At 58.3% G+C, this 14714-nt stretch carries 18 protein-coding genes; 12 read left to right on the forward strand and 6 right to left on the reverse strand.

The window, feature by feature from the left end; all coding sequences use genetic code 11:
- The first annotated feature begins 14 nt into the window (after positions 1-14).
- Entirely contained in the window at positions 15-3980 is a 3966-nt protein-coding gene (locus CA85_RS00620) for a phage tail tape measure protein (protein WP_146389216.1), read from the forward strand.
- Positions 3980-4774: a hypothetical protein gene (locus tag CA85_RS00625; RefSeq protein ID WP_146389218.1), complete on the forward strand. Its 795-nt coding sequence runs from the start codon at positions 3980-3982 to the stop codon at positions 4772-4774. Before CA85_RS00620 ends, CA85_RS00625 begins: the two co-directional genes overlap by 1 nt.
- Before the next feature lie 204 nt (positions 4775-4978).
- Here CA85_RS00625 and CA85_RS00630 read toward each other — a convergent pair whose 3' ends face one another.
- From CA85_RS00630 to CA85_RS00650, 6 genes are all read right to left on the reverse strand, one after another.
- Positions 4979-5182 carry a hypothetical protein gene (locus tag CA85_RS00630; protein WP_146389220.1) on the reverse strand — a complete coding sequence of 68 codons (204 nt, stop codon included), beginning with the start codon at positions 5180-5182 and terminating at the stop codon, positions 4979-4981.
- A 177-nt stretch (positions 5183-5359) separates the two neighbouring features.
- Positions 5360-5557, reverse strand: coding sequence for a hypothetical protein (locus CA85_RS00635; RefSeq protein ID WP_146389222.1), 198 nt, complete (start codon positions 5555-5557; stop codon positions 5360-5362).
- Between the two features lie 217 nt (positions 5558-5774).
- Entirely contained in the window at positions 5775-5933 is a 159-nt protein-coding gene (locus CA85_RS24660) for a hypothetical protein (protein WP_186774667.1), read from the reverse strand.
- Positions 5934-5937: 4 nt separating this feature from the next.
- The gene (locus CA85_RS00640; RefSeq protein ID WP_146389224.1) at positions 5938-6255 is read right to left on the reverse strand and encodes a hypothetical protein; all 318 of its coding nucleotides are present in this window, start codon (positions 6253-6255) and stop codon (positions 5938-5940) included.
- Between the two features lie 42 nt (positions 6256-6297).
- Positions 6298-6528, reverse strand: coding sequence for a hypothetical protein (locus CA85_RS00645; protein ID WP_146389225.1), 231 nt, complete (start codon positions 6526-6528; stop codon positions 6298-6300).
- A gap of 3 nt (positions 6529-6531) precedes the next feature.
- On the reverse strand, positions 6532-6876 hold the full coding sequence (locus tag CA85_RS00650; RefSeq protein ID WP_146389227.1) for a hypothetical protein: 345 nt from the start codon (positions 6874-6876) through the stop codon (positions 6532-6534).
- A gap of 540 nt (positions 6877-7416) precedes the next feature.
- On the opposite strand from CA85_RS00650, the gene CA85_RS00660 reads away from it, so the two are divergent.
- From CA85_RS00660 to CA85_RS00705, 10 genes are read left to right on the forward strand one after another with little or no spacing between them, the layout of a single operon-like run.
- Positions 7417-7980: a hypothetical protein gene (locus CA85_RS00660; RefSeq protein ID WP_146389231.1), complete on the forward strand. Its 564-nt coding sequence runs from the start codon at positions 7417-7419 to the stop codon at positions 7978-7980.
- A complete protein-coding gene (locus CA85_RS00665) occupies positions 7964-9340 on the forward strand; it encodes a glycosyltransferase family 25 protein (protein WP_246112371.1) in 1377 nt (458 codons plus the stop codon). The genes CA85_RS00660 and CA85_RS00665 overlap by 17 nt, the downstream gene beginning before the upstream one ends.
- On the forward strand, positions 9333-9725 hold the full coding sequence (locus tag CA85_RS00670) for a hypothetical protein (RefSeq protein WP_146389233.1): 393 nt from the start codon (positions 9333-9335) through the stop codon (positions 9723-9725). The genes CA85_RS00665 and CA85_RS00670 overlap by 8 nt, the downstream gene beginning before the upstream one ends.
- Complete coding sequence (locus CA85_RS00675; protein ID WP_146389235.1) at positions 9722-10042, forward strand: hypothetical protein; 321 nt, start codon at positions 9722-9724, stop codon at positions 10040-10042. Before CA85_RS00670 ends, CA85_RS00675 begins: the two co-directional genes overlap by 4 nt.
- Entirely contained in the window at positions 10039-10485 is a 447-nt protein-coding gene (locus CA85_RS00680) for a hypothetical protein (RefSeq protein WP_146389237.1), read from the forward strand. The genes CA85_RS00675 and CA85_RS00680 overlap by 4 nt, the downstream gene beginning before the upstream one ends.
- Positions 10482-11234, forward strand: coding sequence for a glycosyltransferase family 2 protein (locus CA85_RS00685; protein ID WP_246112372.1), 753 nt, complete (start codon positions 10482-10484; stop codon positions 11232-11234). Before CA85_RS00680 ends, CA85_RS00685 begins: the two co-directional genes overlap by 4 nt.
- On the forward strand, positions 11227-11940 hold the full coding sequence (locus tag CA85_RS00690; protein ID WP_146389241.1) for a glycosyltransferase family 2 protein: 714 nt from the start codon (positions 11227-11229) through the stop codon (positions 11938-11940). The genes CA85_RS00685 and CA85_RS00690 overlap by 8 nt, the downstream gene beginning before the upstream one ends.
- Positions 11937-12965, forward strand: coding sequence for a hypothetical protein (locus CA85_RS00695; RefSeq protein ID WP_246112373.1), 1029 nt, complete (start codon positions 11937-11939; stop codon positions 12963-12965). The genes CA85_RS00690 and CA85_RS00695 overlap by 4 nt, the downstream gene beginning before the upstream one ends.
- Positions 12937-13746 (forward strand): radical SAM protein, encoded by an 810-nt coding sequence (locus CA85_RS00700; RefSeq protein WP_146389245.1) that lies wholly within the window; start codon positions 12937-12939, stop codon positions 13744-13746. Before CA85_RS00695 ends, CA85_RS00700 begins: the two co-directional genes overlap by 29 nt.
- The gene (locus tag CA85_RS00705) at positions 13746-14219 is read left to right on the forward strand and encodes a hypothetical protein (protein ID WP_146389247.1); all 474 of its coding nucleotides are present in this window, start codon (positions 13746-13748) and stop codon (positions 14217-14219) included. Before CA85_RS00700 ends, CA85_RS00705 begins: the two co-directional genes overlap by 1 nt.
- Positions 14220-14714 lie beyond the last annotated feature (495 nt).

The following is a 14714-nucleotide window of genomic DNA, read 5'->3' on the forward strand; positions in this document are numbered from 1 at the left end:
CAAACTTCCGACCCATGTCCCAAGTCCGTGCCGGAGCCGCTTTCGTCGAACTGACGCTGAAGAACTCAGCTTTGGTGAAAGGATTGCGTTCTGCACAGAAACAATTGTCCTCGTTTGCCTCATCAACCTCGTTGCTGGGTGCAAAGATGACGGGCCTTGGTCTCGCGATGGCCGCGCCGCTGGGTGCCGGAATCCAAAAGTTTGCCGAGTACGACGACGCGATCCGACAAGTCGCCGCGATCACGGGAGCCACTGGCGCAGCGTTCGATCGTTTGAACGCCAAGGCGAAACAACTCGGAGCGACCACCAGTTTCTCGGCCGTTGAAGTCGCGAGCCTGATGACGGAACTCGGCCGTGCCGGGTTCGATCCGCGGCAAATTGAAGACATGACCGGCAGCGTCATGAACCTCGCCCGAGCGACCGGCACCGACGCCACGCTCGCGTCGGGAATCTTCGCCGCCGCGATTCGCCAATTCAACATGGAAGCCGGCCAAGCCCCGCGAGTCGCCGACGCACTCACCGCCGCCGCCAACAAATCGTTCAACAGTGTCGAGTCGCTCGGCGAAGCACTGAAATACGCCGGCCCCGTCGCGGCCGATGCGAACATGAGCCTCGAAGAAACGCTCGCGATCCTGGGAACGCTTGGCAACGTCGGCATTCAGGGTTCATCCGCCGGTAACGCACTGAAGCGTCTGTTAACCCTGTCCGCTGCGGAGTCCGAGAAATTTCAGAAGGTGTTCGGGGTTGCCACCAAAGACGCAGCCGGCAACGCTCGACCGCTGGTCGATGTGTTGGGTGAAGTCGCCGAAGCCACCAAAGACCTCGGCTCGTCCGACCGAGCAGCCAAGTTCAACGAAGTCTTCGGGATGCTGGGCATCACCGCCGCATCCGCGATCGGTAAGACAGTCACCGACACACGTGAGTTGCTCGGCGAACTCGAAGGTGCCGGAGGTATCGCAAAACGAACCGCCGACAAGATGGAATCCGGACTCGGCGGAGCGTTCCGTGTTCTGGCCAGTTCATTCGAGGCGGTCCGCATCGCTATCGGTGAAGCTCTCGAAAAGCCGATCCAACGACTAACTGAAAACCTCTCGTTCGCCGCATCCGCCATCACCGATTGGATCGGCGAAAACAAACGTGCCGTACAAATCGCCGCGTTGGTTGCTGCTGGTGTCGTCGCCGCCGGTGCCGCGTTGCTCGCAATCGGATCAGCCGCCGCCGCAGCATCCGTTGCCGTCGGCGGCTTACTGGGTATCTTCTCCGCGATCGGCGGTGTTGTCGGGATGGCGGGCGCAGCCGTCGCTGCACTCCTGTCACCCATCGGCTTAGTCGTCGCCGGCGTCGCGGGACTGGGCGTCTATCTCGCCAAAACCTCTAGACTGCTCGCCCGAGTGTCCGCGTTCTTCAAAACCGCGTTCGCTCAAATTGCCGTCGATTCACAGGCCGCCTTCAAAGCTATCGCCGCATCACTCGCGTCAGGTGACATCACCGGCGCGGCCAAGGTCATGTGGGCTTACTTGCGAGGCCTCTGGAAACAAGGCGTCACGGCCTTGTCCGATGCATGGGATCAATTGTCGGCCAGCCTCGATGGTTTCGCCGGCGGATTGCTGTCCGCTGTGGGCAGTCTCCTTCGCAGCACGCTTGCGTGGGCGAACGAAAACCGGGCGGCAATCCTAACCGCCGTTGCTGGGTTCGCTGCAATCAAAGTCGCCGCTTACGGAGTCGGTGCCGCGATGATCGCCCTCAAAGGCATCACGCTCGGTCTCGCCGTTGCATCGAAAACACTCGCAGCGACGTGGGCAGTGTTGAAAGCGGTTGGGACCGGCATCAAAGCCGTCTTCATCGGACTGGCCGCCGTGAAGAAGATCAACATCGCACTCGCCGGAGTCTATGCCGCGGTCACCGCGGGATTGTCGGGTGCGTTTGGGCTACTCACCGGGGCAATCAGTGCTGCGGCCGGTGCGATGGCGTTGTTGTTTTCACCGCTCGGTTTGGTCGTTGCCGGCGTCGTCGCGCTCGGTGCTTATTTCCTCTACACATCGGGAGTCATCGGCAGCTCGATCGAGTTCCTCAAAGGAGCCTTCCAAACTCTCAAAGCCAACACGCTGGCCGCGTTTGGTGCGATCGCCAACGCTCTCCGCGCCGGTGACATCAACGCGGCCGTCGACGTTCTGTGGTCGTACATCAAATTGCAATGGACCAAGGGCACGACCTGGTTGTCTGGCATGTGGTCACGTTTCACCGCATACCTGTCTGACGCCTGGGGAGACGCGATCTACAAACTGGCCGACCAACTTGCTCAAGGTTTCGGCGGCTTGCGAGCAATCTGGAACAGCACGGTCAGTTACCTCGCCGACGGTTGGACGATCCTCACGTCTGCCGTTCAAAAAGGTTGGAACAACACAGTCGGGTTCCTCAAGAAGGGATTCCTGAAACTCCACGAACTGGTCGACATTGCCGGTGACGTAGCAATCCAAATCGGCGGTGTGCTCGTCAACGCTCTCGCCGGCGTCGAGGGTGCCTGGGTGGAAACGATCGACTATTTGGCTGATTCATGGTCGGTGTTCGTGGGCGAAGTCCGCAAGATGTGGAACAGCACGGTCGGTTTCCTCCGCAAAGCATGGGTGAAACTGAAATCACTGTTCGACGACGACATCAACGTCGAAGCCGAAGTCCGCAAAATCGACAACGAAACCAACGCCAACAACCTCGAAGAGCAACGCAAACGCCAAACGGCAATCGCCGGCCGCGCCGAGAAACGACGCAAACGCAAAGCGGAGATCGAAGCGAACCGCAAAGCGATGCAAGAAGACCTGCAACGCCAACTCGATCAGAGAAAGAAGTCTCGCGAAGGCCAAGACCTCGACGCCGATTTCGCTGCCATCGACGCCGAAACCGACCAGCAGAACGCCGCCGTCGATGCCGAACGTGATCGCCAGTTCGATGCCAACGCGAAGACGAACGACCAACGCGTCGCCGACACCGAAGAATTCACCGCCGGCGTGCGTGATTCACTCGACCAAATGCGGGAGCAAGCCAAAGCCGACGCCGCAGCCAAACGAGCCGAGCGTTCACAAGCCGAAGCCGACCGTCAAAACGAAGTCGCCAAAGCCGAAGCTGACTTCCAAGCCGCGATCGACAAAGCAAACGCACTCAAACCGTCCGAAGACGGTCAACCAGCTGACACCAACACCAATCCGCCACGAATCAACGATGACTTGGCTGCCGCGATCGCCGAAGCCAAAGCGTCTCTCGAGGCCGCCCAAGCCGACGCCGGTATGACTGGTGAAGAGGCTGCCGGTGACGAACGGATCGAAAAGCTGAAAGCCGGCATCGCCGCGATGGAAGCCAAAGCCGCTGCCATCACCAATCAAAGCAACGAAGCCGGCAAAGTCAAACTCCCGCCGGCAAGGCTCGAAGACGATGCGGTCGCCCTGGAACTCGACCGCGACGCCCAAGCCTCGATCGACAACTTTTCAGGAACCGACGTCGGCGACAAATCATCGAACGAATCCGTCACCGGCAAGTTCGACGCCAAGGGACTGAACTTCGGCAGCGGTGCCCGCAAGCTCGAACCGATCGCGTTGCAACCGGCCGAAAAGCTGAATCCGATCGACGATCCGGTCGAACCCGAAGTCATCGCCGCACCGATGCTGCTACTCGACGAACCGGCCGCGGACGCTGATCCCAAGTTGGCAACCGAAGAACCGGATGCTGAAGCCGAACCAGTCATTCAAGCCGAATCGGCGATTAACCAAGACTCGGGTTTGCAGCAAATCAACGAACGACTCATCGCCATCGGACAACACCTCATGAAGTCGAACGTCTTACTCGCGGCCGGAAGCGGGAACCTCGACCAAACCGGCGAACGCTCGGGCCTGGGTTTAAGCGAGGACGTCCAACGCGCCATCGTGGAAACCGCTCAGAACACTCGCAAGTTGGCCGAACGGTCCAACGGCGGCGGATTGGTGTTTAGCTGATGAGCATTTCCGCCGGCGGATACACCTTTGAAGTCGCCGCGTTGTCGCCCAAGGCAACCCGCGGCACCCAAACGTCAGACACGACTTCGTACGTGGCCAGTTCCGGAGGTGGCGGTGTCGATCCTGCAGCGGCGGCCAGTGCGTTGTTACAACACTTCCGCACAACGCAGCCCGAGTTGATCCCGTTCCTGCGAATCGACGCGGAACACATCAATGAAAAATACGCGATCGTCACCGCGAACTTGACCGAAACCAAACTCGATCCGGTTTCGTTTAATACAATGGGCGCGACAACGCACCTGAATCAATCGCTCGGCACGCGTGGCATCTACGCCGCTCCCGGCAAGATCGCACCGAACTACCGCAGTGCCATCGGCGTCAGCGATTCAGGCGTGGCCGGCGTCGACGTGACGGTGCCGGCATTCGAGTTCTCGGTCCGCAAGAAGTTCGAGTTCGTTTCGACCTCATATCTTCTGGCCGTCGTCGCGATGACCGGCATGACCAACGGCACACCGTGGTCGATCTTCGGCCCCGGCGAAGCGTTGTTCCTCGGTGGCGAGGGCGGCGAGGACGACAACAACTGGGTCGACATCACTTACCACTTCGCCGCTCGACCCAACCAGCCCGCTCTGCAACTCGGCGACATCGGCACAGTGTCGAAGCGTGGTTGGGATTACTTGTGGGTGAAACACGACGAAGAAGTCGTCGGCGACCGTGTGCTGCAAACGCCCGCGGCAGCTTACGTCGAACAGGTTTATCCCGAAGGCAACTTCAACGCACTTGGAATCTCATAGTTGGCAAGACGCGTTCGACCCGGTGACAGTCTCAACATCACGGCGGTCGAATACAACCGACTGCTGTCGGCGGCCGATGCGTCTCATCGCAATGGACTGCCCGGCGGTGCTGGCCCGCGAACACACTCACGCAACGCTTCCACGGTTCGTGTCCACAACAAATCCGGTGCAGTCGTTCCGATCGGCGGTATCGTCGGTTTCGAGTCACCACTCACCGACCCCAACGCCGGCCCAGTCGAACTGGCTCGCTTCGTTCGCGACGCTACGATCGAAACGGCCAAACCGACCGAAGACGATCACACTGGCCGCGTCGGTGTCGCGATTGAACCCATCCGTGACAACGAAGTCGGCCGAGTCGTCTTCGATGGCGTGGTCGCGGCCCAAGTCGATGTCACCAAAACGTGGCACCGTTTCGCCGACGTGGCCGAGTCTGGTGGCGACACACTGCAATCCAAGCCAGACGGATCGGCCCAGATCCTATGGCGAAAAGATCCCAATCAAACTGGCCGGCAATGGGCGGTCGTGCGAGTCGGCCGGCCTGCCGATCCGGTCTACCTCGTCAAAGTACCCCAAGGCGGCATCGCATCACGAAAGGGAATGCGAACCGGCGCAGCAGACTGCGATCTGTTTGAGCTCGACAAAGAAGGCGAGATCGAAGCGGTCAAAGATCCAGCCGGCGATTCCGTCCGCATCACCGCTCGCAATCACTCCGCCCAACGCATTCGCGGCCCCATCGAAGGCAGCGGCGAAGACCAGTACCTCGTCGTCAATTTTGATGGCCACCGATCGTGGGTCGTCGACCCGCCCAAGCAAACGCTGCTCTGCAAACCAACCAAGCGACTGAAAGCCAAGTCGTGGGGAATGGCTCGCGAGCTACGGTTCGATGGCAACGCGTGGAAACCCATCGGCGTCAAAGTCTCGGTCTACAACGTGTGCGACTACGCGTTGTTGCCCAGCCAACAAATCATCGGGCACTTTCACGAAGACACCGGCAGCTACGTCACGATCGGTTGCCGATGCTGTGACGGAAGCAGTTCGTCAAGCTCATCGTCTTCATCCGGTAGCTCATCATCCAGCGTTTCATCGTCATCGTCGAGTAGCTCGTCCAAATCAAGCAGCCCATCGAGCAGCAGTAGTTCATCACCGAGCAGCAGTTCATCGAGTCATTCTTCGATGAGCAGTTCGAGCTCAAGCAGCATGTCGTCGAGTTCGAGTAGCTCGCCATCAAGCTCGTCATCTTCCCCAAGTTCATCGTCACCGAGTTCGTCATCACCAAGTTCATCATCGCCGTCGAGCAGTTCGCATTCAAGCTCATCGTCGATCCCGTCATCGTCGAGCAACTCGTCTTCATCGCCCTCGTCATCTTCTAGCAACCAGTCATCGTCGCCAAGCTCTTCTTCAGTAAGCGACTCCTCGTCATCGAGCGTCTCGGATTCTTCGTCGAGCGAATCATCCAGCGTCTCGGACTCGTCCAGCAGCACACCTTCCGATTCATCATCGTCGACGCCACCAAGTTCAAGCTCCTACTCAACGGTCACAGATTCATCGAGCAGCAGTTCATCCAACGAATCATCATCGGATAGTCCGAGTTCGTCCTCGGTCGTTGATTCATCATCCAGCGATTCATCGGCATCGTCCGATTCATCGCAACCATCGTCTGACAGCCCATCGAGTGTTTCGGAATCATCAGCGAGCGAGCCATCCGATAGTTCAGCATCAATGCCCGAGAGTTCGGGCTCGTATTCAACGGTCACGGACTACAGTTCGTCCAGCAGCACGCCGTCCTCTGGCAGTCCGTCGGATAGCAGCGACAGTTCAGTCTCCGACGGTTCGCCATCCAGCGAATCACAATCTGAGTCCGACTCACAATCCGATTCCGCTTCCGAATCAACGCCGTCCGAATCCAAAAGTGAATCATACTCAACGGTTGACGACTCATGGTCTTCATCCAGCCACCAATCATCCGACGTCAGTGACAGTTCAGTTTCTGACGGATCTCCATCGAGCGAATCAACTCCTTCCGAATCGGCATCCCAATCCGATTCAACGCCGTCGGCAAGCGAGTCCGAAAGCGACGAATCGGACCAAAGCACTTCAGACAACCCAAGTGGCTCTGTCGAAGACCCAAGCTACTCGGTCTGGGACGGCTCAGGATCATCACACGATTCGACCTCGGATGGGTCGCCGTCCAACGATTCAACATCCGATCAATCGGTTTCGGACGATTCAACATCCGATGCATCCGACTCTGACCTTTCCAACTCCGATGGTTCAGACTCACGAGACCAATCGGAATCGAACAACGACTCCGGATCCGACGAAACATCCGAAAACGATTCAGGTGGCGGCGGATCATCCGGCGTTAGTGACGGATCAGGCTCCGACGCCAGCGACAATTCCGGCGATTCCGCATCCGAGCAAAGCGAAGAATCAGTTGACGAATCGGAAGACGAACCATCGACCGACGGCAGCGAAGACGAACCATCCGAAGATGGCGAGTCCAGCGAAGGTTCATCCGACGCTTGCGAATCCACCTGGATCTGGTCGTGCGGCTGGGAACTGCAAGGCAGCGACTGTGAGGACGCCGGCGACCCACCGTCGAGCAGCGGTTCGTATGACGGCGAAGTGGTAACGGTGTCCGCATGATCCACTGCCCTCACCTCACGCCTGACAACCAGTGCGAAGTCGCCGCCGGCATGGCGGGTTGCAAAGTCCGCACTTCGCCGGCCGCGTGCAACGCCTGCCAAAACGAGTCCAACCCAAGAGCGATCAATGTAGTCACGATCGGGATGGCGTTGGTCAACAAACGCCGGCGGAAACGTGACGTCGGTGAACTGTCCGCGATGCTGGCGAACTACATGCCCGACCGCGATGAGTTACCTGCAACTCTGAAGATCGCGGATTACCGGCCTGGTCCCGGCAATGAACTCAAAAAGATGCTGGCTTGGTTTGCCAAGCCGAGCGAAACGTGCAACTGCGAAACTCGCGTCGACACGATGAACGATTGGGGCGTCGAAGGGTGTCTTCGCAACGTCGACACAATCACCGAATGGTTACTCGAAGAAGCCCAACTGAGAGGCATGCCCCATGGACGGTTCACCCGCGTCATCGCGAAATCGCTCGTCAACACAGCGATCCGAAAGTTCCAACGCAAGTTCCCCGACGGAGCACCCGAGCCGGATGACAACGATGATCGCCACCGATAACAAGATCGTCGAACGATGCTTCTTGATGAACCTCGACCGCCGTGGCGATCGTTTGCGTGATTGGATGAAGCAATTGCCGCAACCATGGCCATTCCCGCAACCCGAGCGGTTCGCCGCCGTCGATGGTCGTCACATCGCAACGCCTCCGCAATGGCGGGCCGGCAACGGAGCGTGGGGCTGTTACCGATCGCATTGCCTGATCCTCGAAAAGTGCTTGCTCGAAGGCATCGACTCGTACGTTGTCTTTGAAGACGACGCCGGCTTTGGCGAGGATTTCCAAGAACGGTTGGTCGAATACGTCAGCGAACTGCCGGCCGATTGGGGACTGGCGTATCTGGGTGGCCAACACCTCTATGCCGGCAAGCATCCGCCACACAAGGTCACCGAACGGGTCTACCGACCGTACAACGTGAATCGCACGCATGCGTTCATGGTTCGCGGACGAGACAACATGAAGGCCCTGTATCGTCACCTTCATTGGAACGATTGGCACACCAAACACCACATCGACCACCACCTCGGTCGCCTGGCCCAGCGTCGGTATCAAGCGTTGGTGCAAGGCAAGAACGTCGATAAAGAATCCATCGCCGTCTACACGCCCGACCGCTGGCTCGTCGGCCAATTGCCGACCAAGTCCAATATCTGCGGTCGCAAGTGGAGTCAAACGCGGTTTTTCAACGACGCCAAGAACGCAGACCACTCTGACGCCCCGTTCTACGCCGTCCTCGGTCCACACCGTGCCGGCACATCCTGCGTCGCGATGGTCATGCACCACCTCGGTGTCCACATGGGCAACCAACTCGGCGGGTACGAAACCACCGGCGGAGGCGAAGCGGTCGGACTCGCACAACTTTGTGAAAAGGCAATGCGATTCCCCGCCGTCGATCCCACGATGTCCGACACCCAACTCACCCAGCAACTGAAGTCTTGGATCGTCACCCGCAAAGCCGAAGCGAACCGCGACAAGACTGTCGCTGGAGCCAAGTACCCGCACCTGTGTCGCTTCGTCGAACATCTCCATGCGGGTCTCGGCGACTCGTTACGGATCATCAGCGTCGAACGGGACATCGAAGCGTCGATCCGATCGCTGCAATCGCGCAGCGAAAAGCACCGAGGCCAATGGTTCGCCGGCACCGACGAGCAATGCGAAACGCTACAGCAGAGCCTGCTCGAACACCGCGACGCGTTCATCAAGGCTCATCCCGACGTCCCGGTCTTCCGCATCGAGTTCGCCGAACTGGTGACGTACCCCGAAGAAGTCATCAAGAACCTGATCGAGTTCCTTGGCATCGAACCCACCGATGAGGAGATCTCATCCGCGATCGACCATGTGAACCCTGACCTGCGAAAGCATGGCTGAAAAACTCCCCAAGCCAACCGAAGACCTCGGCGTAATGTACATCGCCATCGGTGGTAAATCGCTGTGGCAACTTCGCCGGTCGATCGCGTCCCTGCGTTTCCATTGCCCGGACGTACCGGTTGCGTTGTTCACCAACCAACCGGCCGAAGCGTGCCCGTCGGTCGAGTACCGCTTCGAGGTCTCGGCGACGGGCGGCTACCACGTCAAACCACGCTTCATCCCATGGCTGCCGTTCGATCGAACGGTCTACCTCGATGCAGACACGGTTGTGCTGAGTCCCACCGCAATCACGCCCACCGGTTTGCTCAACGATGACTTTGGCTACGAGGCGATCTACGTTCACGACGCTGCGACAAAGTCCGCATCTGCGGTGTGCCGTCGATGAACTCCGGCGTCCTGATGCTCAAGAAATGCCAGCGTGTTCTCGACGCACTCGCTCATTGGCGACGCATCTACCACGGCGGCAACGACGAGGTCTTGTTGACCAAGGCATTACTCCTCCATGCAGTGCCATCATTCATCTTGCCGGCCGAGTGGAACTGCCGCGATCGCAGCCAAGTCCGTCACTACTCCACCATCCGCATCACACACCACCGTCACGTTTTGCGACTGGTCCAACCCAACGGATCGGTGCCGGACGCGTTGCTGAAAGATTGGTGGGAGACAGGAATCGCCCGTAATACGGGAGAGGTTGTCAAATGATCAACCGCGATGTTAATGACGTGCTGCGTCGAATCAAGTCACGCTATTTGCTGTTTGGCACCTTCGCGTTGCAGGTTCACGGATTCAGTTTCGGTAAACCCGACACCGACTTGTGGCTCGATCCGAGTCTTGGCATGGAAGGCTGGAAAGACGCGGTCCGCGAGATCGCTGGTCCGCATGAGATTCTGTTCCGCGATCATCCCGACGCGGTCCCACCTTGCCAATCGGCACGTATTCATTGCACGCCGCACATGGACATCATCAGCCGGCCGAGCGGTCACACCGACGCTGACTTCGATCCGCTCTACGACATCTCGATGCGATCACGCTACGGTCTCGTCCCACCGGTAAGGGTTTTGCTCCGCAGCAAGCTTCACGCTGGCCGACCGAAAGACTATCGGCACGTCATGCGAGTCGGTCGGCAAATTCTCAATATCTGGTGAAGCACTTGGTCAACCTGTCTGACATTACGTTTTGCATCAAGACGATTCACCGACCGTGGTCATGCCATCGCTTGGTCGAATCGCTACTCAAACACATCGACAACCCAACCATCATCGTGGTGGACGACGGCCAGCCCGATCGACGATTCGCTGAAAAATACCCGGAGTCCGCTGCACGCTGCCAGGTCATCCACACCGAGACACCCGACGTGGGCGTGGGCATCGGCCGCAACCTCGCTGTTGATGCGGTCCAAACCGAGTTCATGTTCCTGCTCGACGACGATCACGTCGTCACGCCCAACCTGAACCTCGATCGACTCTGTAAACGATTCACAACTGAAGACGTCGACATCCTCGGTGTCCGCCAAGGCAGCGGCGGTCGCCCGACGATGCTGTCCAAGCTGATGAACGGACAACGAATCTGGATTCACCGTGGTGAGACACACCGCAACGGTTATGTCGCGTGGTGTGATATGTCTTCCAACGCTTTCCTCGCTCGCACTGAAACGATTCGCAACCTCCGCTGGGACGAGGAACTCAAAACTTTCGAGCACTGGGAGTTTTTCTACCGAGCCAAGCTGGCCGAACTGAAAGTCGCGGTCGCCGGCGATTGCTTCATCAAACACGCCCACGTCGAATCGTCCGACTACCGCGTTCTGCGAAAGCGATCGACGTACCGCTCGATGGGACTCCAGAAGCACGGCTTTCACTCAATGCGTTACCCCGGCGGAGGTGTTGTTCGTGCGTGATCAAGTCACCTTCTGCATCAAGACGATCCATCGGCCGCAGTGTTGCGCCGCACTCGTTCGCAGTATTCACCGACACTACGGCGATGACCGACCGACAATCCATGTTCTCGACGATGGCCAGCCGGAACTTCGCTTCTCGACGATCTGTCCCGACGAAGCCGCGATGGTCGACCAAATCATCGAGACCGAATACGACATCGGGTTATCCGCCGGCCGCAATCAATTGCTCGATGCCGGCGACACGCCGACTGTGGTGTTCACCGACGACGACCACCTCGTTACGGCACAGACGCGGTTGGCAGAACTGGTTCGCAAACTGAACCGACATCACGACATCGACTTGCTCGCCGCGTTGTCGAACCAGCAAGAACGTCCCAAGTTGCTCAAGGTCGAGGGCAAGACGCTGCGGATTCCCGGTGGGCATTTCAAGAAGCATGGTTCGCTTCGTTGGTGTCACTACGTCGGGAACTGCTTTGTGGCCTACCGCGACATCCTGCAAGCAATTCGTTGGGACGAATCGTTGAAAGTCGAAGAGCATTGGGATTTTTTTTGGCGATGCAAGATTGCTCGTGTCAACGTGGCCTGCGACATCGACCATTCGTTCAAACACGAACACGTCGATCCGCCGGGCTACGTTCGTCGCCGACCTGAATTCTTGAAAGCCAGCCTTCGCAAACATGGATTGGAGCGAGTGATATGGAAATGACGAAACCACAACGAGTGATCGCAGTGCTGGACCTGCCGCCGCGGCGAGCACCAAAGAACGTTCGCGAGAGTTACGAGGCTGCGGCCGTCCGCTGGGACGCGGAGCTGCATTGGATTCGCGGCGACTTGCAACCGTGCCATCCGTTCTGGCAGAAGATGTTTGTCTGCGGTCATGTGCGAAAACTGTTCGGACCGTCGCATGTGTTGCAACTCGACAACGACATGGTGATTCGGTCGGATTGCCCGTCGCCGTTTGAGCTTGTTTCGCCTGACCGATTCGCGATGGTGTCCGATCGCCAGTGTGCCCACAATCGACTTGACAACGGTGGTTGGCAAAAGCGTGCTCATGAGATCTGGGCGAAACGTTGTCACATGAAGCCCGCGCCGACTTGGATGCATCCCAACGGTGGTTTGTATCTGTACGGCACGCAGAAGTTCGCACGAATGTTTGAGCGAATCGCTCAATATCTGATCGTCACGCACGGGGCGAACGATCAAGCGACCGACGAATCGCTCATCATCAACCAGTTGTGGAAAGACCATCCCGCCGCCATCGAGTTCCTGCCACCTGATTTCAACACCAGCATGGTGCAGATGCTCGAGTGGGCCGCCAACCCGGTGATGCAAACTTGGATCTACCACTTCATTCAATCCAGCAAACATTACCTGCCGGATTGCCGCTGGCAAAGAAACGATCTGATTGAACTTCCGTTCCCCGGCAACAAGCGATCGCGAGACTTGATCAGCCAGTGGGGGAGCACGCCACCGGCGACCTACGACATCGGCCCAATCCTCCGCGTCCAGCCCGTCGCCAATTTGCTGGCTGCCTATCCTGACCTAATCGTCACCGGGACGTGGTCAAACAATCCCGATCTTCGAGCGTCGCAGCTCTCGGAATCGGACGACACGTTTTCGTCGCACCTGATGCTCACCCGTTTCCTTTTGCGGCTTGGTATCAACGCTCGCCGCTTCCACCTTCGCGCTACGGAGGAAGCCGATGCAACGACACAACCTGCCGGCACTTGAGTACCACATCGCGCACGGATGCAATTTGTCGTGTCAGCAGTGCAGTCACTACTCAAACCATCACCTCGCGGGAAAACTGCCCACCGTTGAAGAGGCCGACACCGAGTACTCGAAGTGGTCGCATCGGCTAAAACCGAAGCGGTTCGCGTTGCTGGGTGGTGAACCGCTGCTCAACCCCGCGATCGAGCAACACATTCAGCTTGCGCGGCAACACTGGCCCGACAGCGAATTGATGCTCGTGACCAACGGCTTCTTCCTGAATCGGTTCCCGAATCTTCCGATCGTGCTTCGCGAAACCCGATGCCGTCTCGAAGTCAGTGAACACGGAACGCACGAATCCTACGCCAAGCGATTTCGCAGAGTCCGCGAACTCGTTTGGAAGTGGCGACAAGATTTTCACGGTGTACAAATCAACGTCCGCCAATCGCACCAAGGTTGGATGCGGCAGTACAACGTCGAGAGCGGCAAACCGATGCCGTTCGATTCCAAGCCCACCGCCGCGTTCAAAGTTTGCATGCAGAAAACATGCACTCAGTTATTTCAGATTCGACTTTGGAAATGCCCGGCCCTCGCGTATTTCGCAAAACTCGAAGCCAAGTTGAAGTTGCAAACCATCCCCGAGTGGCAACTCTTCCGCGACTACAAAGCTTGCTCGTTCGACGCGACCGACGTTGAACTTCGCACGTTCATCGAAACCAAAGCCATCCCGCAGTGCGGTCTGTGCCCCAGCAATCGCACCAAGTTCGTTCATCCCAACCCGCTGCAAAGGACTGCCGAATAATGCCGAACCCATACCACCCCGAGATGCCACCGTATCCGTTCGTGCCCCCGTTCGATCCTCCCGGCAGCGAACCACCTTACGAACCCGAGGATGATGATGAACCGGAAGAAGACGACAACGACGGCCCGATCATCTTGACGCCACCGCCCGAACCACCGCCACCGGTCTGGCCCGACGACTATCCGCCCGGCTATCCCGAGCCAGGCCCGCGCCCGCCATGGTATCCCGAGGACTTCCCGTGGCCGCCGCCGCCTGAAGAACCGGTGGTGATCCAGAATCCATTGCCACCGCACATCTGGCCGCGTTTGCCACCCGACCATCCATACCACTTACCGCCCGGAAATTCGTACCCAGACAACCTACCGCCCGGTCACCCCGGCGAAGCCTACCCCGGAATGCCCGACTACCCTGTCGTGCATCCTGGCGATTGGGGCGACGACTGGCCCAGCTATCCCGGCATCCTGGACGACTGACCGCCGAGCTACAAAGACGGGGTGACTGAGGTCCAATCGCACATCAAACTCAAAAGAAGCCCGCACCGGAACGACCGGTGTGGGCTTCTTTGCGTTTGTCTAGAAACAAACGCAATCGAAAAATGACTGAATGATTCCTTCGCGAATACCTCTCGAAGCATAGGAACCGCAGTCGCGGTGCGTTTTGTTGGTCACTAATACACAATATCCAAAAACCGAGTATCGAGGGAATAAGAACGAGTCGTTGCAATACTAGTCCTCCCCCACAAAACAAGCTCCAATCCACGTTCGTCAGAGCCAGAACGCCCGCGAAGGTAGTTGTCGCAGGCGTTTTCTATTAACGCCGAATGAGCATCACCAGAATCGGTGCGTCAACGTGAGCGGACGCCTCCGCATGACCGGATTCCAAGGAGCGGAATGGCTCGTCGAACCAACCTCACTTGGCGTACGTGCAATTGTACCGGCCCGTGGGCCATGCTGCTGCTCGCCAGCCAC

It is taken from the genome of Allorhodopirellula solitaria (assembly GCF_007859855.1).
In the GTDB taxonomy this organism is placed as follows: Bacteria; Planctomycetota; Planctomycetia; order Pirellulales; family Pirellulaceae; genus Rhodopirellula; species Rhodopirellula solitaria.